Annotated in this window: 19 protein-coding genes; 3 read left to right on the forward strand and 16 right to left on the reverse strand. The window is 57.2% G+C overall.

Going from position 1 to position 17,873, the window contains the following annotated elements; genetic code table 11:
- Window positions 1–57 precede the first annotated feature (57 nt).
- The 3 genes from EU557_RS21710 to EU557_RS21720 form a co-directional block, all read right to left on the reverse strand.
- The gene (locus tag EU557_RS21710; RefSeq protein ID WP_135532585.1) at window positions 58–699 is read right to left on the reverse strand and encodes a hypothetical protein; all 642 of its coding nucleotides are present in this window, start codon (window positions 697–699) and stop codon (window positions 58–60) included.
- A complete protein-coding gene (locus EU557_RS21715; RefSeq protein WP_135532586.1) occupies window positions 699–1,529 on the reverse strand; it encodes a metallophosphoesterase family protein in 831 nt (276 codons plus the stop codon). Before EU557_RS21715 ends, EU557_RS21710 begins: the two co-directional genes overlap by 1 nt.
- A 261-nt stretch (window positions 1,530–1,790) precedes the next feature.
- Window positions 1,791–2,384: an arylesterase gene (locus tag EU557_RS21720; protein ID WP_135532587.1), complete on the reverse strand. Its 594-nt coding sequence runs from the start codon at window positions 2,382–2,384 to the stop codon at window positions 1,791–1,793.
- Between the two features lie 389 nt (window positions 2,385–2,773).
- Between EU557_RS21720 and EU557_RS21725 the strand changes: the two genes are divergently transcribed.
- On the forward strand, window positions 2,774–3,091 hold the full coding sequence (locus EU557_RS21725) for a thioredoxin family protein (RefSeq protein WP_135532588.1): 318 nt from the start codon (window positions 2,774–2,776) through the stop codon (window positions 3,089–3,091).
- 9 nt (window positions 3,092–3,100) lie between these two features.
- Entirely contained in the window at window positions 3,101–3,343 is a 243-nt protein-coding gene (locus tag EU557_RS21730; RefSeq protein WP_135532589.1) for a DUF6952 family protein, read from the forward strand.
- A gap of 94 nt (window positions 3,344–3,437) precedes the next feature.
- On the opposite strand, the gene EU557_RS21735 is transcribed toward EU557_RS21730, so the two are convergent.
- From EU557_RS21735 to EU557_RS21765, 7 genes are all read right to left on the reverse strand, one after another.
- The gene (locus EU557_RS21735; RefSeq protein WP_135532590.1) at window positions 3,438–4,052 is read right to left on the reverse strand and encodes a TetR/AcrR family transcriptional regulator; all 615 of its coding nucleotides are present in this window, start codon (window positions 4,050–4,052) and stop codon (window positions 3,438–3,440) included.
- Window positions 4,053–4,250: 198 nt separating this feature from the next.
- A complete protein-coding gene (locus EU557_RS21740) occupies window positions 4,251–4,862 on the reverse strand; it encodes a TetR/AcrR family transcriptional regulator (RefSeq protein ID WP_135532591.1) in 612 nt (203 codons plus the stop codon).
- Between the two features lie 69 nt (window positions 4,863–4,931).
- Window positions 4,932–5,615, reverse strand: a complete 684-nt coding sequence (locus EU557_RS21745; protein WP_135532592.1) for a carotenoid biosynthesis protein — start codon at window positions 5,613–5,615, stop codon at window positions 4,932–4,934.
- A 108-nt stretch (window positions 5,616–5,723) separates the two neighbouring features.
- Window positions 5,724–7,223 carry a 1-hydroxycarotenoid 3,4-desaturase CrtD gene (gene crtD, locus EU557_RS21750; protein WP_245326351.1) on the reverse strand — a complete coding sequence of 500 codons (1,500 nt, stop codon included), beginning with the start codon at window positions 7,221–7,223 and terminating at the stop codon, window positions 5,724–5,726.
- Window positions 7,224–7,697: 474 nt separating this feature from the next.
- Window positions 7,698–8,885, reverse strand: coding sequence for a class I SAM-dependent rRNA methyltransferase (locus EU557_RS21755; RefSeq protein ID WP_135532593.1), 1,188 nt, complete (start codon window positions 8,883–8,885; stop codon window positions 7,698–7,700).
- 98 nt (window positions 8,886–8,983) lie between these two features.
- Entirely contained in the window at window positions 8,984–9,520 is a 537-nt protein-coding gene (locus tag EU557_RS21760) for a hypothetical protein (protein ID WP_135532594.1), read from the reverse strand.
- A 102-nt stretch (window positions 9,521–9,622) separates the two neighbouring features.
- Window positions 9,623–10,078, reverse strand: a complete 456-nt coding sequence (locus EU557_RS21765; protein ID WP_135532595.1) for an SRPBCC family protein — start codon at window positions 10,076–10,078, stop codon at window positions 9,623–9,625.
- 209 nt (window positions 10,079–10,287) lie between these two features.
- On the opposite strand from EU557_RS21765, the gene EU557_RS21770 reads away from it, so the two are divergent.
- A complete protein-coding gene (locus EU557_RS21770) occupies window positions 10,288–10,746 on the forward strand; it encodes a hypothetical protein (RefSeq protein WP_135532596.1) in 459 nt (152 codons plus the stop codon).
- A gap of 96 nt (window positions 10,747–10,842) precedes the next feature.
- On the opposite strand, the gene EU557_RS21775 is transcribed toward EU557_RS21770, so the two are convergent.
- From EU557_RS21775 to EU557_RS21800, 6 genes are all read right to left on the reverse strand, one after another.
- A complete protein-coding gene (locus EU557_RS21775; protein WP_135532597.1) occupies window positions 10,843–11,505 on the reverse strand; it encodes a hypothetical protein in 663 nt (220 codons plus the stop codon).
- Between the two features lie 79 nt (window positions 11,506–11,584).
- Window positions 11,585–11,791, reverse strand: a complete 207-nt coding sequence (locus EU557_RS21780; protein WP_135532598.1) for a hypothetical protein — start codon at window positions 11,789–11,791, stop codon at window positions 11,585–11,587.
- Window positions 11,792–11,833: 42 nt separating this feature from the next.
- The gene (locus tag EU557_RS21785; RefSeq protein ID WP_135532599.1) at window positions 11,834–14,803 is read right to left on the reverse strand and encodes a DEAD/DEAH box helicase; all 2,970 of its coding nucleotides are present in this window, start codon (window positions 14,801–14,803) and stop codon (window positions 11,834–11,836) included.
- Between the two features lie 299 nt (window positions 14,804–15,102).
- Entirely contained in the window at window positions 15,103–16,332 is a 1,230-nt protein-coding gene (locus EU557_RS21790; protein WP_135532600.1) for an FtsX-like permease family protein, read from the reverse strand.
- A 92-nt stretch (window positions 16,333–16,424) separates the two neighbouring features.
- Window positions 16,425–17,234, reverse strand: coding sequence for a class I SAM-dependent methyltransferase (locus EU557_RS21795; protein ID WP_135532601.1), 810 nt, complete (start codon window positions 17,232–17,234; stop codon window positions 16,425–16,427).
- A 147-nt stretch (window positions 17,235–17,381) separates the two neighbouring features.
- Window positions 17,382–17,816, reverse strand: coding sequence for a ribosome-binding factor A (locus tag EU557_RS21800; RefSeq protein ID WP_135532602.1), 435 nt, complete (start codon window positions 17,814–17,816; stop codon window positions 17,382–17,384).
- Window positions 17,817–17,873 lie beyond the last annotated feature (57 nt).

Here is a 17,873-nt window from a genome sequence, read left to right on the forward strand (position 1 = left end):
ACCTAAAGGGCGAGCTACGTTAGCTGACCCAACCTGCATTTCGGCCTAAAGGCCACCCTAGAAGTCTGCCTTCAGGCCTAGGCTTAGCGTAAGGATATCTCCCACTGACAGTGCTTTACGGTTCTGCACGTAGCTGAGAATGTAGAGGTCGTTGCTGCCCAGCTCGTAGTAAAAGGCTACGTTGCGGGGCTGGCCAGCGGGGGTACGTCGGCGGTAGGCCAGGCGGCTGCCCAATACAGGACCCACGCGGGTATCAGTAGAAAACCAGTAGTAGCCTTTGGCATATTGGCCTTTTTCCTCGTCGTTGACGGTACCGTGGGTATAGCTCAGGTATCCACCCACGGTGAGGGGCCGAATCTGCCACCGCTCACCCACGGGCAGCACGAAGGGCGAGTAGGTGTACTTAGCCGTGGCAATGGTCAGTGAAGAGCCCGCGTATTTGGTAGGCACGTAGCCCACCAGAATATCCAGCTCATTTTTGTCTTTGCCGAGGCTGTAGCCCACACCCGCCGCTACCATGCCAATGCCGCCGCCGGTTTGCAGCACCACGTGGCGTGGGCGGTACCAGGGCTTTTTGTCAAGGGGCTCTAGGCCAGTTGAGCGCGTGATGAGTGAATCAGGAGTGGCGGGGCGAGCTAAGGTGTCGGGCTCCGTCATTGGGCCGGCCAACGCGGCCGCCAAAAGTAATTGCGGTGCCATTAGAAGGGTACTTTTTTAAGTCGGAACTCCTTGTCGCCCCACATCGTCACGATGAGGTATTGACGCTTTTCGAAGGCATAGGAGTTGACGTAGGTAACGCCGTCGTTGAAGGGCTGCCCGATGCTGAAGTCGTGGCGGTGGCCATTCATTTCGAACACTAGGCGCGGGTCTTCGCGCAGAGCAGTTACGTAGGCCTCACGCACGGCCGGGTCGAAGTCCTCATCCTGCGGCGGCACGTGGGAGATAATCACGTGGCGGCGCACGGTGTTGTCTTGCAACTGCTGGCGCACCCACGGCATATCCGGAATGCGGCCGTTGAAGTTGTACTCCCGACCGTTGGTGTCGGTCATGATAAACTTCGTGTCGCCGTAAACGAAAGAGTAGTTGAGTGCCCCGAACACTTCCCCGTAGGCCTTGCGGCCGTTGCCCACCTGGTCGTGGTTGCCGATGACGGTGAGGTAAGAAATGGTCAGCTTGCGCAGCTGATCATCTACCCACCACATTTCGCGGGCTAGGCCAAAGTCGGAAATGTCGCCGGCCACCAGCATAAACTGCACGCCTTTCTGCTGGTTTACGCTCTTCACCAAGTCCTCCGCATCATCGTAGAAGCGCTGAGAGTCACCGGTGTACACAAAACGCAGAGTATCACCAGCGGGGAGAGGGTTAGCCAATAAGGTGGTTAGGTGTTTGTCGGTTAGCGCCTGCTTGTCGTCGGGGGAGCGATGATCGTTGGGGCTAAACTCTATCATCTCACAGCTGCTCAGGCCAACGGCGGTGGCGGCTATGGATAGATAAGAAATAAGGGAATGGGAGCGGAAAATTGAAAGCATACCTCTGCACTGTGACAGCTGCGGCTTCATACAAATTGAAGCATCATAACAGAGCTATATACCTGCGATTCCGCCCGTTTGTTTGAATATGGTGCAGCTTCGTTGTTTGCCGTGGCCCCGCCCCTGGCACTTGGTAACGGTTGAGTTTCCATAGTCAACCGCTTTTCCACTATTGGGAAGGCCGAATTCAAAACCTGTAAGCAAGCTTCAAAAAAAGCAGCGTTTCCAGCAAAAAAATGTGGTAGCCAGCTGCGCTGCGGGCTACCCTCGTTCCAAAACCGGCCGCAATACGGCCCACACGTTGTCGGCCAGGATGCGCTGGCCCGCAGCATTCGGGTGCACCCCATCAGGAAGGTTAAGGTGGCGCTGCCCAATAACCCCCTGCAGCAGGAAGGGCACAAAGTCGAGCTGGTTCTTCTCGGCCAGCTGCCGGAATAAGGCTTTAAACTCCTGGGCATAGTGCCCGTAACGGCCGCCGCCCAACGTAGCCAGCGGCCCCAGATCAAAGGGAAACTCCAGGCCCACCAGCACAATGCGCGCCTCGGGGTGCTGGCGCTTTACCTCATCCAGAATGAATTGCAGGTTTTGAGTGGTTTCGCGCACGGGTATGCCCCGTAGCCCATCGTTGGCGCCCAGCTCCAGCACAAACACCTCAATGGTAGTGAAGCGGGCCAGCACGGAACTGATGCGCTGCCGACCACCCGCGGTGGTTTCGCCACTCACCCCATAGTTGTGCGCTTTATAGGGCAGGCCTAGGGCATCTATTTTTTCCTGAATACGAGCCGGAAACGACTCACTGGCCCGAAGCTGATAGCCGGCGGTGAGGCTGTTGCCGAAGAAGATTAGGTTCTGCATACACGAAGCATAGCTGCGGTTGTGCCTGCACCACCAAGTGCCGCCCCGCAGTGGCGCTACCTGGCCTAGGGGTGCTGGCCGTGCTAAGGCTAACGTAAGCCGGGGCCTCAGGTTAAGGCATTCCCTTGCCAAGCCAGGGCACCGTTGCGCTATAGCGGTAGGCCACTTGCCCCGGCCAACTGTTGCCAACACAGGTTCATTGACTCTTAAAAATGATGCTCTTACGCAGCCCTAGCTTTTGATAAGCAAGTTATTACGCTCCTCTGAGTTACTATATCAGCAACTTTCACAGGTGGGTACACTTTTACGGAACGGGTGCCTTACCTTTGCACCCCGATAAGAATCATTCTTATCTGGCCGTTTCTTTTGTTCACCCAAATTCTGTTGTAATGCCCGTTACGAAAGCCACTGATGCCGATTTCCGCCAGCTCCTCGACCAGCATGAAAAGGTAGTGGTGAAATTCTACGCCGACTGGTGTGGCAACTGCCGGCTGTTCTCGCCGAAGTTCAAGCGCCTCTCGGAGGCTGAGCCCGAAGTTGCTTTTCTGGATGTAAACGCCGAAACCAGCCCCGAAACCCGCAAGCTGGCCAACGTTACCAACCTGCCCTATTTCGCGGTGTTCCGCAATGGTGAGCTGGTTGAGACTCTGGCTGCTAGCAAGGAAGAAGCGGTAGTAGAGCTGATTTCGAAACTCCACGCCAACTAAGCTTACGCCATGAAAATGCCCGTTATCAAGCGCCTAGTAGAAACTCAGACGCTGGAAAATCTGGTAGCCGCTGAGGAGGCGCTCTTGGAAGAGCAACCCTTACCGTTTGAGGTAGAAGGTGAAGACGAAGGCGAAAAGCTGACTCATATTTTCGCGGCCATCTTCATTCTCAACCACATGCGGGAGCACGGCTCTCAGTTTAAGGACGCCTTGCGCGAATACACCAAAAAGGTGCGCGTATCCATCAGCTAGGCCACTCGCCCCTGCTGCTTAGCACCACCAAGCAACAGCGCCTGCCTTCCACAGAGGAAAGCAGGCGCTGTTGCTTGGTGGCCTAGAGTGGGCGCTAGATGCGGGAGAAGTGCGCTGCGGCCAGCTGAATGCCTTCCTCGGTGCAAATGCCCCGGATGTAGTACAGGTAGATGCTCCGGAATACCTCAGCCAGGTCATAGCGGCTAGGCGGGAATACCGCCGTATTCAGAATCAGCTGCATCTGCTCCAGAATAATCTTGGTTACCAGCACAATGTTGATGTCGCCCCGGAACTGGCGCTGCAGTACGCCCTCGTTCAGCAGGCCATGAATTTGCGGGGTTGAGTAGGTGCTCAAGTGCAGCAGCAAAGCCTCCCACACCCGCGGGTACTCCTGCTGCAGGGCAGCATAGTTGGTTTTGGGCGCGCGCTGCATTTCGGCAATGCCATGCTGCAGCAGGGCCAGAATGCGCTCAACCGGGGAGTGCACCTGAGACAGAATCTGTTGGTGCTCCCGCTTTTGCCGCTCCAGATCGTAGCGGACTGCCTGCACCAAGAACTCCTCTTTATTCTGGAATGTGGCTTGAAAGTCGGCCGGAGTGAGTCCTAGGCCAGTAATCAGGTCGTCTTCTGACAACTCAGTCATGCCGCCGGCGCGGTCAAATAGAGCCTGCACCTGTTCGAACAGGCGGGCCTTGTCAGTTTGAGTCATAGGTAGTGTTAGGGTCGAGCAGAGGCGTTTAGGCATCGCTGCCCTTACCAAAGTACGCTTCTTTCGGCCCCTCCCACAATCTTCCGGCCAATATTTCGCGGGGGCCTGCGCTTAGCATACACCCGCGTGCGCAGTTGCCAGCTCAGCCGTACGCCTAACCGATAACGTCCAAGTGCGGGGGCTGCGGGTTGTGCAAGGCTACATTCGCTCGAAGTGCAGGGCTACTAAGCGCAGGCCTTCTACGGTGCAGAGGCCACGCACGTAGGGCGCAAACATGCTCCGGTAGATGTCGGCTTGGTTAACGTGGTCGGGCGGGAAGTAGGCCTCGTTCAGGATCAGGTTCATCTGAGCCATCATGATGTGGGCAATCATACCCGGCTCCAAATCAGACCGGAACTGCCCCTCCTGCATACCCTCTTGCAGCAGGCGCGTGAGCAGCGGGAAAGAATACACGTAAAGGTGCTCCTGAATCAGGCCCCAGCACTCTGGGTATTGCTCCCGCAGCACATGGTAGTCGTAGTGAGGTGAGCGGCGCAGCTCCTGCAGGCTGTGGTGCAGCCAGGCCAGCAGGCACTCTACCGGGGTAGCCAGGTTGGTAAATAGCTCGTCGTGCTCTAGGCGCTGGCGCTGCAGGTTTTGCTGGGTGGTAAGGCGTAAGAGACCGGCCTTACTGCCAAATAGCTCGCGAAAGGTTGGTAAGCTCAGGTCGAGGGCAACGGCTAACTGCTCTTCGTGCAAAATGCCAACGCCTACTTGGCGTACTAACTCGTTGGCGCGTTCTATTAGTTGGTGGAGTACGATGTCCTCCATAAAAATTCGGATAAAAAAAATAATGAGGCCATCCGCTCGCACCAACCTAGTACCAAACGGCAAACAAGCCTAGCCTAGCATGCTCAACCCGAAAAAAAACAGGAGTTGAAGTAAGAACAAAAAAGGTACTAGTGGATTGCGTCGGCTGACATCCATTCGATTGAAATATACTTGCAAAATGAGGGCTACTGCAAACCATCCCTTAAAATTCTGCAGCGGAATGATGTTGTAGCGCCAGCTCCAGAAACCGTACTGCACTGCTACTGGCTCAATGCACAAATCCATGCCCACCAGCAGGAGCGCCGCCACCACCGCTTTCAGGAAGCTGGGCAGCCGTAAGTAGTTGGCCAGTGAGCCCCCCATCAAAACGAGCATAAACCAGTTGAGGCCAATGATTAGGGGTACGCTCAGCCACTGTGGGCCTAGCGTGGGCCCATACTCATACTGCCCGAAGATGACGCCCGTTTGGATGCCAGCCACCTCCACGAAGAAGCCCACCAGCATGGTTACGATGGCAAAGCTCCAGAAAGTAGCATCGCGGCGGGGCTGGAAGGCCACCAGCAGGCCCGCCGTGAGCAGCAGGTTCAGGGGTACGAACTGCAGGTAAAACGACTTGTCCTGTGCGAAGCCCAGCCCCAGAAATCCCGTAACGTGGAAAAGCAGCAGCACTCCCTGGGCCAGCCGCAGGCGGCGCTGCGCAGCATGGGGCGCTACGGTGGCTATGGGCTGAGGCTGTTGGGTTGGTTCGGTCATCAGAGGCAAATAAAAATTCTCACGCAAAAACTACACCTGCGCCCCCACAACAAGGCCGCCGCTCGGTGGTTCAGAAAACGTACGGCTACGGCCCAACGTTTCCTTTATTTAGTTGGTAATCAGACCGGCCACAATGCGGGCCGAAAGCAAACAGAGCGGAATTCCGCCGCCCGGATGCACTGAGCCCCCGCAAAAATACAGGCCTTCTACTTGCTGCGAAAAGTTGGGGTGCCGCAGGAAGGCTGCCATCGTATTGTTGGAGGAGCTTCCGTATAACGCCCCACCAAACGAGGAGGTTCGCGCTTCAATGCCCGGCGGGTCCCAAACGTGCTCGGCCCGGATCAACTGGCCTACGTCGGTGCCCAGGGCTTTGCTCACGCGGGCCAGCACAGCCTGCCGGGTACGGGCTACCAGCGTAGGCCAGTCCTGCCCTTGGTCGTGGGGTACGTTCACCATCACAAACCAGTTCTCGTGGCCCTCAGGCGCATCGGTGGGGGTGTGGCCGCTGGTAATGTTTACGTACACAGTAGGGTCGGCGGCAATAGTTTTTTCCTGGAAGATAGCGTCGAACTCGCGCCGGTAGTCTCCTGAGAAAAAGATGTTGTGCACGCCTAACTGCGGGAAGCGCCTGCCAATGCCCCAGTAAAAGATCAGGGCCGAGGAGGAACGCGGCTGCCGCAGGGTGCGCTCCGGGGCCGGCTGCCCGCGCAGCAGGTTCCGGTAGGTAGGCACCACATCCATGTTACTAACCACCAGCCCGAAGTCATACACCTCCTGGGCAGTGCGTAGGCCAGTCACGCGGCCCGCGGCGGTTAGTATTTCCTGCACTGGCTCATTGTAGCGAAACTGCACGCCCAGCTCCTCGGCCAACTTCACCAAGCTTTCGGCAATGGCGTAGATGCCGCCCTCAGGGTAGAAGGCCCCCAGCCCGTGCTCTAAGTGCGGAATCATGCTGAGCGTAGCCGGCGCCTGATAAGGGTCGGAACCGTTGTAGGTGGCAAACCGGTCGAAGAGCTGGACCAGGCGCGGCTCCTGGGGGAAGGCGGCCGCGTGGCGCTGGTGCATGGTACTGGTGAGGCCTAGCGTAGGCAGGGCCGCCAGGGCCTTCAGCACATCAGATGAGAGGTACGTGCTGGCCTTGTGCAGGGATTTCTGCAGAAAGGTATCGGCAGTGGCATCGTAGGCCTGCCGGCTGCGCGCCAGGAAAGTCCGCACCTCGGCGGCGGGCACTTTCAGCTTCTGCTCTACTTCCTGGGCAAACTTCTCCTCATCGGCCCAGGCAGTGAGCTGGGTACCGTCGGGGAAGAAGTACTGGGTGATAGGGTCGAGGCGCTGGTAACGAAAGTGCTCCTGCGGGTTGCGGCCGGCCAGCCGGAACAGCTCATCCACCAGGTGCGGCAGCGTGAACAACGACGGCCCCCCATCAAACCGGTAACCGCCCGGCAGCACCAGTTGGTGCATCTTGCCCCCAAAGCTCTCCTGGGCCTCAAACACCGTGACCTTGTGCCCCGCCAGCGCCAGCCGCACAGCCGTAGCAATGCCACCAATACCGGCCCCAATAATGGCGGCGGGCTGCTTCAGAGAAGAACGAGTAGTAGAACGTGCCACAGGACGGTGTTAAAAGTATAGTACAGCTATAACTCGAAAATGCGCTGTTTGGCTTCCGTACCCGCATTGAAATTTACGGGCCTAGGCTTATAGATTGGGCTATCTAGCCCCTTGACCAGCAGACTATCAAATGACTGCAGATGCAGTAATCTAAAGCTTTGTCTAAACACAACTAGCCTTCGAAGCTGCGTATTCAGTATAGCTAGCTGCTGAGCTGTACCCCACGAGATTGACCAAAGGGGCAATGCAACCCGGTAGCCTTGTGGCTCCCACACAGGTGGGCTGCCGTAGCTACCGGGCAGTTGGAAACGCTGCCCGTGTACTGTAAGCCAGAAACAATTGCCGCTAAGTGGCCCGCCCTGGCCCTTCTCGTATAGCTCACCGTACTCTAGCTGCTGGGTGCCGTTGGGCGAGTAGAACGCACTGACCTCATTGGCAAAATTCCACGGATCAGCCAGCGTATCCATTGCCCTCCTACTCTACCGCCAACACCAACCCTTTTAGGTATTCACCTTCGGGGTGAAAGAGGCTCACGGGGTGGTCGGCGGGTTGGGTGAGGCGGTGCAGGATGCGGGCGGGGCGGCCAGCTTCAATAGCGGCGGCCAGCACGGCCCCTTCAAACAGCTCGGCCGAAACTACTTGTGAGCAGCTGAAGGTAAACAGCAGCCCACCCGGCGCAATGTGCTTAATGCCGGCCGCATTCAGGCGTTTGTAGCCCATCAGGGCGTTGTGGCGGGCCGAGAGGTGCTTAGCGAAGGCCGGCGGGTCAAGCACGATGAGGTCGTACTGCTCCTCAGTGTCCTTCATGAAGGTAAACACATCTTGCGCGAAGGCGGCGTGCTTGCCCTCTAGGCCAGTGAGGGCGGCGTTGCGCTCAGTCAGCTCAATGGCTTTCTTGGAGCTATCCACGGAGTGTACCAATTCAGCGCCAGCTTCCAGGGCGTAGCTGCTGAAGCCACCCGTGTAGCAGAACGTGTTGAGCACGCGGCGGCCGGGGGCATAGCGGGCCAGCAGGCTGCGGTTGTCGCGCTGGTCAATGAAGAAACCGGTTTTCTGGCCCGACTCCCAATCTACCGCAAAGGGGTGGCCGTTTTCCTGCACAATGTGCTCTTGCCCGTTGCTTTCCCCAAAGAGGTAGCCGTTTTGGGCGCCAGGCGCCGCTTTGGCGGGCACGGTTTCGGCGCTCTTGTCGTAGATGGCGCGTAGGCCAGGTATCACGGCTTGCAGGGCCGCTGCAATCAGGGGGCGGGCCTTGTACATGCCGGCGCTGTGGGCCTGCACCACGGCCACGTCGCCGTACACGTCAATGATGAGGCCGGGCAGGCCGTCGCCCTCGGCGTGGGTGAGGCGGTACACGTTAGTGTTGCCGGTGCCGGTGAGGCCAAGACCCTGGCGCAGTTGGTAGGCATTGCGCAGGCGGGCTTCCCAGAACGCCGCGTCGGGCAGCTGGGCATCGGGGCCGAAGTCGAGCATGCGCACGGCAATGGAGCCGGGGGCATAGTGGCCTACGCCCAGCAGCTCCCCATTGGCGGCCTGTACGTGTACCACTTCTCCTTCTACTACCTCGCCCTGCATGCGGCCAATAGCCCCCGAAAACACCCATGGGTGGCGGCGACGAAGGGATTGATCTTTACCGGGTTTGAGCGTGATAGTGGCGGGCATGGCAGCAAAAGTTGAAAAGCGGACTGCAAAGGTACACCATAGCCCGGCGGTGGCCTAGCATCCGGCCAATAGCACAGTGGGCAGCGTCAAATCACCTGTTAGCCGAAGGGGTCAAGGTAGGCCACTAGCACGGCCAGCGCGGCCAGCCCCGCCAGAATAGCCCATACCGGACCACCCCAGATCAGCAGCCCGATCAGGCTAATGGGCAGTACTACCAGGCCTAGCACGCCTAGCACCGTAGTACCCAGGCCTACTTCGGCAGTATGGCGTGGCCCAGCAGCCCGGCGCACACCTTGCGCGGCCGGCTTCGCCAGTAAGGGCTTGAGTAGCTGCCGGGGTGCCACGGCCTGCGCTACCGCCCGCCGTAGCTGTTGGCGCAGGTGGCGGGGCCTCAAGGGCGCCGGCTCTACGGCCTGGGGCGCTGCTACCGGCTTTGCTGGGGCTGGCACTTCTGCTACCACAACCGGTACAGCATCAACCACAGGGGCGGGAACTGGCCTAGCGGCTACCGTTGGGGCGGGCCGAAACTGAAAAGCCGACTGCCCGCTGCGGCACCCCGACGCCAGCGTCAGGAGCATCAGGGCCAGGGATAGGTAAAAGGAAAGCCGGACACGGCGAGCAGAAGTACAGATCATACGCATGGGCAAAACCAGAAGCGGGTGCAAGCTACACTACTTGCTGCGGTCCTATACGGGAGCAGCCCGGCTGGCGCTGCCCTATGGTTTAGTTTTCATGGATCAGTGGGCCCGTGGCTTGCCGAACCAGCGCCGGTAGATAGGCCTACGCCAAGCAAACTGCGCCCACATAACGGGCCGCATCAGCACGTCAAGCACACCTAGGCCAGTGCGGTATTCCAGATCTTCTACAATATAGGTACCCCCGCCGGGCGCAGGCTGCATTAGGTGGCGGTGGCGCCAAAACCGCAACGGGGTGGGCAGTATCTGGCCTTCATCCACGAAATAATACGTGCCGTCGGGGAGCACGCCGTGGTCGGTGATGAGGGAGGTCCAGGGTTTGCGTAGGGGGCCCACTCCTAATTCAATGTGCACCTCATCGCCGCGGCGGCAGCCATCGAAGCGCAGCAGATGAAACGGCGGAAACGGCGGGGCCAACGCCAAAAACAGCTCCCGGGTAAAGCCCGCCCACACTTGGGCGGGCGGCGCAGCTACGTGCGTGCGAAGGGTGAAGTGCATACTTGGTAGTACCTCCACCCTGGGTTCTTTGTTCAGCAACTCCACGTTGCCCGGCGCAACCTAGCCTAGCCAGATTTGCAATGCCTTCCGCCCGAAGGCCTCATTTGCTATTGCCCCAGTAATTGCAGACCTAGAACCTGAGTTGCCGCTGATACTTTACCCCAGGGCTGGCGCATCCGGCACTGCACACCTACACTCTTATCCGACTAATGAAAAACGACAACACCCTACTCGGGCTCGGCCTGCTGCTGACCGGAACTGCTCTGCTGCTTACATCGCGTAAAAAAGGCGGCTCCAAGGGCCTACCCCTCGGCGACTCCGACAAAAACATGACAGGCCCGTTCAATCCCAACGCTGGTGACCCGGTTTCTATTCCTACGGCCAAGAAGTACGCCAACAAGTACAAGTCGAAGTACAAAGGCAATACCAGCTCCAACTATTGCAGCATACAGGCCATTGAAGATATAAAGGCTGCTACCAACTGCTACGGCATCCGGGTATACCGCATTCTGAACGACGACAATACCCACGGCATCGTGGTGGTAGGCGTAGATGAGCAAGGCCGCGACATCACCACGACCAAGTCCAACAATGCCGAGGATGTTTTGGCGGTTGAGAGTTACGAGAAGTGTCCTCACAACTGCAACGGCGCTATTTTGGCAAAGTAAGCCAGCTGCTTTCCACCCAGCCGCCCGCGCCGGAATCAGGAATGGGCGGCTGGTTTATTACCCTTTATGAGAGACTACCGGCAAGTTAAGCGTGGCCTAGAAGCTGTAGGTAAGGGTGGGCGTAAGCGTCACCATCTCAAATGTGGTAACGGATATGATATAGTAACCACGCGCCCGCAGGCCTAGCCGGAAATGGGTGTCGATGGGCCGGGAGTACTCTAAGCCGGCTATTACACCAGCTTCTTCGGAGTAACTATTGCTGCGGTTGACTTCACTGACGGACAAATAGCGCCCCGTACTCAAACTCTGGGATGCCGTTGTCATGTACAGCAGGCCCGCATGGTATTTCCAGTTCGAGCTTTGGCTGAATTGCCGCTCATACACGGCTTGAAACGCATTGTTGATGTAGCGAATCCTCAGGTCACTTTCCAGCGGATAGCCATACGGGCCAATGTACTGTGTGAAATGAACCGGCTTGGAGTTGATGCTACGAGTATACTCCAGCGCCACTGCACTGCTAGGCGTAAGCCGGTAGGCCACTGCACCGCCGCCAGCGGTGCCCAAAAAATTAGTGCGAATGTATTCGCCCGGAAACTCCGTTACCTGCGAAGAGGTGAAGAAATTACCATTGACGCCATAATGCGCCTGGATGCTAAACCGGCTGCTTGATGGAGCTGCCTCCTGGGCACGTACACCGGTTGCAACAATGAGCAACAGCCCAGCTACTGCCGCAGTACGCGGCAAAAACGAATAATTCATGCGACACAAGGAATAATAGCATGGAAAGTGGCTCCAAGCTACTATACCTATCATATCGGCGCAAACGGCCAGTGGAGCTTTATTGCGGCTTAAACCAGTGGATGTAGCCGCAGTTGTCGCAGGTGTAGGCCACTACGGTTGGGTCGAACCAGTCAGAGTTAAATAGCTCGGCGGGGTCTAGCCGGATGTGTCGCCGCCAGAACCGGTCGTGCCGGCAGATAACGCAGTACAGCACGTTGCCCTTTATTTCAACTCCCACGGGCTTAGGAGCATCGAATAAACCCATTCAGGTATACTATAGCGTAGGATAAAGCTGCCAAGCAGTGGCCTAGCCCAGCAGCTCCTCAATATCTTCCTTGGTTAGGCTCTTGATAATGGCTTCGTCGGTGGTAATCAGGTCTGTGACCAGCTGAATCTTCTTGTTCTGCAGGGCCAGGATTTTCTCCTCCACCGTGTTCTTGGTGATGAACTTGTAGGTAAACACCGTACGCTGCTGCCCAATGCGGTGGGCGCGGTCTACGGCCTGGGCTTCCACGGCAGGATTCCACCAGGGGTCGAGGATGAACACGTAGTCGGCGGCGGTGAGGTTGAGGCCTACGCCACCCGCTTTCAGCGAAATCAGGAACACGCGCAGGTCCTCGGTTTCCTGGAAGCGAGCTACTTCCTTATGCCGGTCGCGGGTGTTGCCATCGAGGTAGGCGTACTCAATCTGCCGCTCATCCAGAGAAGCCCGCACAATGTCGAGGTGTTTCACGAACTGACTAAACACCAGCACCTTGTGCCCTTCAGACACTACGCTCTTAATCATCCGAACCACCTCGCGCAGCTTACCCGACTCATGCTCGTACTCCTCGTCGGCCATGCGGGGGTGGTTGGCAATCTGGCGCAGCTTGGTGAGGCCCTGCAGGAGCATAAACTGGGTGCTGGCGGTGCCATGCTCCTCAATGCTCTGCAGAATCTTGTTGCGGTAGAAGCTCTTGGTTTCCTCGTAGCAGTGCTGCTGCTCCTCGGTCATGGGGCAATAGCTGAGGTGCTCAATCTTCTCGGGCAGCTCCGTAGCTACCTGGGCCTTGTGCCGGCGCAAGATGAAGGGCTTGATGAGGGCGTGCAGGCGCTTGGTCTTGGCCTCGTCCTTGCCCTTCTCAATGGGCTTGAGGAACTCCTTCCGGAAGAACGACTGCGAGCCCAGTAGGCCAGGGTTGATGAACGACATCTGCGACCACAGGTCCATGGTGCTGTTCTCCACGGGCGTACCCGTCAAGATCAGGCGGTGGCGCGAGTGCAGCCCCCGCACGGCCTGTGAGGTAGTGGAGCTGGGGTTCTTGATAGCCTGCGACTCATCCAGAATCACATAGTCGAACTTATAGCTTTTCAGTAGCTCAATATCCAGGCGCACAATGCCGTAGCTGGTCAGCACCACGTCGTAATCGGCGAACTGCTCCACGTTTTTGTCGCGGTAGGTGCCGGTATAAATCAGCAGGCGTAGGCCAGGCGTGAACTTAAACGCCTCGCTCATCCAGTTATACACCAGCGAAGTAGGCATTACCAGCAGCGAAGCCGCGCCCTTGGCTGCCCCACTCTCCTTGCGGTCGAGCAGCAAGGCCAGCGTTTGTACGGTTTTACCCAGGCCCATATCGTCGGCGAGGCAGCCGCCAAAGTGGTAGTCCTGCACGAAGTGGAGCCAGTTGTAGCCCGCCTTCTGGTAGGGCCGCAGCTCGCCCCGGAACCCGGCGGGCATGGGCTTATCCTCTACTGTTTCAAACTCGCGCAGCTTCTCCAGCTTCCTCGACATGAGCACGGTAGCCAGATTGCCGTTCTGCAGGTCCGATACCAGCGCCAAATGGTGCTTGCGCAGCATGAGGGTGTGGTGGTTTTCCTCGCTGAAGGCAAACAGCTCCAAGTACTGCGTAAACCACTCCTCCGGGATAATGGCAATTTGCCCATTGGGCAGCCGGAACTCATGGCGCTTGTTTAGGATGTAGGGGCGCAGCTTAATGAAGGGAATCTCAAACTCCCCGAACTGCACCGTGCCATGCACGTCAAACCAGTCGTTGGTTTCCGTGATGCCCACCTGCACCGTAATGGTGCCAATAAAGTAATCCTTGCCGGAGGTAGTGCCTTGCTGTACTGTAAAGCCCAGACGCACAAGGTCGTCGGCGTGGTTGTGGAGCCAGCGGAAGGCCGTCGCCTTCTCCAGCACCGCGCGGCCGTTACGTACCTCCAGGGCGCGGTCGTGCAGCTCACTGATGATTTCCTGCTCCCGGTCGAGGTTGCGGATGAGCCGGTGGAAGATGTAATTGTCGTTCTGCTTTTCCAGCTTCACGCACACCCGCTTGCCATGGCCCGTGTGCACGGTATGGTCGCCGTAGCGGAAGCTCAGGTCAAAGTGAATGTGGTCTGACACGGCCGCTTCGGCCGTAACTGTAGCCACGGCCGAAGCCGCCCGGCGGCCCGGGCCCGAAGCCCGCACTGTTTCGGCAGCAACCACTGTAGTGCCGGGTGCATCGGAGAAGGTAAGATGGGGCCGCGCCACGTAGCGCTCCGAGCGAATATCGAAGCCCCGGGCATGCACGTCGAACGACTCCACCAACGGCGCCACAAAGCGCTGGAAGTAGCTTTCCTCTACCTGCCGCGGAATGACGATAAACTTCTTGTTCAAGAAGGGCTTGAGCTTCTTGCCGTCTACATCCTTATGGAAGTTGTGCAGCACATCGCCGAGTAGCAGCCAAGCGGGTTGCTCGCACACAATCACGGCGTTCTTGTACTGAAAGTCGAGCTTTTGCCCTTTGTACTGAATGGTGGGGAAGTAATGGGTGCTGTCCTCGTTGCGCCGGAAGTGAAACAGCACTGAGGCCGGCTCGGTGGCAACGCGCATCTCGCGCCAGGTGGGCTCCCCGTCCTTGCCCATGATAAAGACCAGCTTACCCTGGAGGCGTTCCAGAATCTGGCCCATGCGCTCCTGCACGTACTGGCAGATGGTTTCCTGCAGAGCTTTATCGCCCTTCTCCGGGTCGTAAATCTTGAGAAAGAACTCGGCAGGCGTGGTTTTCTTCGGCCAGAACTCCTTCATCACCACATCCTGCTGAATCTGGTCGGTGAGGGCAATGAGCTCGAAGTCAATGATGTCTAGGCCATCGGCAAACTCAGGGGCGTTCTTAGCCGATACCGTTTGGTGCTGCAGCGTGAGTTGTCCGCGCTGGTTCCGCTGGACTACGTATGACTCGAATAGATAGCCTAAATACTCGTGCTCGAGTAAGGAATAAACAATTTGAAATGGCTGTGAAGTAGAAACCTTCATAGTCGGCGGCTATAATGCAGCGTTGAAAGTAATAACAATTGACAAATAGTCGATTATTTAACGAAAAGTAAAATTCATTCAGAGAATAGTTATACCAAAAGGACGAACGTGCTCTGAGCCTGGTCTAGTTGCCCTTTGCAGTAGACGAATATATAGGCCTTTTCGGGGTTAAATTATATTTCCCTCAAAAGGTTTGTACGGCAGCCTTGTGAAATTCAGCGCTTTTGAGATACGTGCTCCTCTAAACAGGCCTAGCTACGCCTGTTCCCATGCGGTTACACAGAAGTCTGAGGAGTGGCCTAGAGGTTCTCGCGTACGTCGAGATGGGAGGCGTTGAGGGCCGGGCGGATAGAAACCGAAATAGTAATAACAATGATAGCAATGGCCGTCAAGAAGATATCCGACGACTGCATTTTTACGGGATAAGAGTCTACCACGCTGGTTGCCATGCCCATGCTTACCAGCCCAAACGTCTGCTGGGCCCAGCAGATGCTCACGCCCAGCACTAGGCCAGTAATTGCACCTACCAGGGCTACAATGGCTCCCTCCAGCAAGAAGATGTTGCGCACGGTGCGGGTGCTGGCGCCCATGGCCATTAGCACGGCAATGTCCTTTCGCTTATCAATAACCAGCATCGACAGCGAGAAGAAGATATTGAGGGAGGCGATGAGCAGGATAAAGGCGAATGTGATGAACACGAACATCTTCTCCACCTTAATGGCCTTGAGTAGGCTCACGTGCTGCTCATCCGAGTCAAGCACTTTGAAAGTGTCACCCAGCTGGCTTTTCAGGGCGCTCTTTACTTTACTGATGGAGTTACCCGGAGCCACCTTCACTTCTAAAGCCGTACGCCGGTTGCCATATTTCAGCAGTTCTTGCGCAAACTCCAGCGGCACAAAGATGTAGCTGTCGTCGATGTGCTGCTCAATCAGAAACACGCCGCCCGCCAGAATGCTCTGCTCGTTGAACGCCGTTTCGGGGTTCATGGAAAGCGTTTTCTTGCCGGTGTTGTTAGGGTACAACAGCCGCATGGGCGAGAAGCGGTTGTTGATGGTGATGCTCAGCTCGTGCTGCACGCCAGCCCCCAGCAAGGCATAATCGGCGCCATCGTGGTGGAGGCGGTGGTCGCCATCTACAATGGCCGAGTCGATGTTACTCTGGTAGTGGTAGTTGTCGGATACGCCCTTCATCTTTACCACCATCTGGCGGTCGTGGTACTGGAGCAGGGCGTTATCTTCAATCACCTGCGTCACCATGGCTACGCCGGGCGTGGAAGTAAGACGCGTCAGTAAGGGCGCCGCTACGGGGAAGGACTTGCCCTCCACTGCCGTAATCACCAGATCGGGATCCGACTTGCCGTAGAGACTGCGCACCAAGTCCTCTAGTCCGTTGAAAACAGACAGCACGATAATCAGCGCCATCGTTCCCACCGCCACGCCAATCATGGAGATGTTTGAGATGATGCTGATAATGTTGCGCTTCTTCTTCGAGAGAAAATAACGCCGGGCAATGAGCAACGGTACGTTCACGTGCGGGGCGCGGAGGAGCTAGTAGGTAGCGTAATACGAATGAATTAGACCTAAATATCTTGGAGCAAGATACGCCACAGGGCGCAAAAGGTCTATTTCCAAGCCTTCACAATCAGGCCCGTGCCCGATTCGTGCTTGGTATTTGCATCGAACCAGTTCAGTAGCAGACAGAAGGGAAAAGTAACGAGATAGTAGAAGGGCAGCAGCGCGAAGAACCACTTGGAGTAGCCGAGCATCAGGATGGGGTACTTCATGCTCAGGCGCCACGAAATCTGCCCCGGCTCGCCGTAGCTGTACTGGGCCTCAATGCGCTCAAAACCCGCCGTACGCAGCTTCTGCTGAATTTCGTGGATGTTGTAGCCGTCGCGCACGTGCTCCTCAATAAAGGAGGTTTCGCCGTCGGCGTGCACATCGGAGCCGCCTTGGTCAGAGGGCGTGGAGATGAGCAGCATACCACCATCCTTAAGGGAGGCGTGGATGTTGCGGAACACTTCTACGTCTTCCAGAATATGCTCCATCACGTCTACCGACAGGGCCAGATCGAAGGTGTTGGGCTGTTGATAGAGCACCAAATCCTGCACGGCAAACTGGGCATTGGTACGGCCAATCTGCCGGAAGAAGCGGTTGGAGTCGGCTACCTGCTCGTCTTTCACATCCACGGCCAGGATTTCCCACTTCTTGCTTAGGCCCGACATCCAGTAGGTGTACTGCCCATAGCCCGAGCCCGCATCCAGAATGCTGGTGGGCTCATTGGTGCGGCCTTTAGCCCACTGGCGCAGCTCGCGGTGCACGTGCCAGGTGCGGAGCAACAGCAGGTCGAGCAGGTGATAAAACAAGCGCCGCAGCCAGGGCGTACGGTTGAAGACTTCGCCGAGCGACTTCTTAATCGGGTCGTAATACAAGGGGGATTCGTGATTTAGTGAAGTGGTGATTGAGTGATTGAGTGAAGTAGTGCGTTTGATGTTCTGCTTGCGCTACACATGCCTTTTGCGCAGTCTAGGCCAGTCGAACATCCAATCCGCTTAATCACTCAATCTCTAAATCACTATTTACTCGTCTTCGTCGGCGAAGAGCTTGGGACGCTGGGGTTTGTTGTCTTCAGGGCCGGCCTGCGCATCATCTTCCGTGGGAGCGGGCGGAATGTGCAGGTCGCCGAATACCTTGTCCATGTGGGCGGCGTAGGCAGCTGAGTCGTCGATGAAAAACTGCAGATCGGGCACAATACGGAGCTGCTTGCCTACGCGCTTGGCCAGCGCCTGCCGAATCACCTTCACATTATCTTCTACCAAGGTCTGCTGGGCCTCTACATCGCGGGCCAGCAGCAGGCTCAGGTACACGCGGGCCACGCCCAGGTCGGGCGATACGCGCACCAAGCTGATACCCGGCGGCAAGCCCGGAAACAGGTGCGGGAGGTCGCGCTGAAATACGGCGGCCAATTCCTGCTGGAGCAGGCTGGCTACTTTTTGCTGTCGTTTACTTTCCATAAGAATCCGCAAAGATAGGAAGTTAGGGGCTTGGCAGCGCAGGAAGTTACGGGTGGT

This window comes from Hymenobacter wooponensis, from assembly GCF_004745865.1.
GTDB lineage: Bacteria > Bacteroidota > Bacteroidia > Cytophagales > Hymenobacteraceae > Hymenobacter > Hymenobacter wooponensis.

Excerpts from the sequence above, each read along its gene's own strand:
- EU557_RS21775 (WP_135532597.1), bottom strand. The coding sequence starts at position 11,505 with ATGAATTATTCGTTTTTGCCGCGTACTGCGGCAGTAGCTGGGCTGTTG.
- EU557_RS21730 (WP_135532589.1), top strand. The coding sequence starts at position 3,101 with ATGAAAATGCCCGTTATCAAGCGCCTAGTAGAAACTCAGACGCTGGAA.
- EU557_RS21725 (WP_135532588.1), top strand. The coding sequence starts at position 2,774 with ATGCCCGTTACGAAAGCCACTGATGCCGATTTCCGCCAGCTCCTCGAC.
- EU557_RS21760 (WP_135532594.1), bottom strand. The coding sequence starts at position 9,520 with ATGATCTGTACTTCTGCTCGCCGTGTCCGGCTTTCCTTTTACCTATCC.
- EU557_RS21755 (WP_135532593.1), bottom strand. The coding sequence starts at position 8,885 with ATGCCCGCCACTATCACGCTCAAACCCGGTAAAGATCAATCCCTTCGT.
- EU557_RS21745 (WP_135532592.1), bottom strand. The coding sequence starts at position 5,615 with ATGACCGAACCAACCCAACAGCCTCAGCCCATAGCCACCGTAGCGCCC.
- EU557_RS21770 (WP_135532596.1), top strand. The coding sequence starts at position 10,288 with ATGAAAAACGACAACACCCTACTCGGGCTCGGCCTGCTGCTGACCGGA.
- EU557_RS21780 (WP_135532598.1), bottom strand. The coding sequence starts at position 11,791 with ATGGGTTTATTCGATGCTCCTAAGCCCGTGGGAGTTGAAATAAAGGGC.
- EU557_RS21765 (WP_135532595.1), bottom strand. The coding sequence starts at position 10,078 with ATGCACTTCACCCTTCGCACGCACGTAGCTGCGCCGCCCGCCCAAGTG.
- EU557_RS21735 (WP_135532590.1), bottom strand. The coding sequence starts at position 4,052 with ATGACTCAAACTGACAAGGCCCGCCTGTTCGAACAGGTGCAGGCTCTA.
- EU557_RS21800 (WP_135532602.1), bottom strand. The coding sequence starts at position 17,816 with ATGGAAAGTAAACGACAGCAAAAAGTAGCCAGCCTGCTCCAGCAGGAA.
- EU557_RS21715 (WP_135532586.1), bottom strand. The coding sequence starts at position 1,529 with ATGCTTTCAATTTTCCGCTCCCATTCCCTTATTTCTTATCTATCCATA.
- EU557_RS21710 (WP_135532585.1), bottom strand. The coding sequence starts at position 699 with ATGGCACCGCAATTACTTTTGGCGGCCGCGTTGGCCGGCCCAATGACG.
- EU557_RS21785 (WP_135532599.1), bottom strand. The coding sequence starts at position 14,803 with ATGAAGGTTTCTACTTCACAGCCATTTCAAATTGTTTATTCCTTACTC.
- EU557_RS21740 (WP_135532591.1), bottom strand. The coding sequence starts at position 4,862 with ATGGAGGACATCGTACTCCACCAACTAATAGAACGCGCCAACGAGTTA.
- EU557_RS21720 (WP_135532587.1), bottom strand. The coding sequence starts at position 2,384 with ATGCAGAACCTAATCTTCTTCGGCAACAGCCTCACCGCCGGCTATCAG.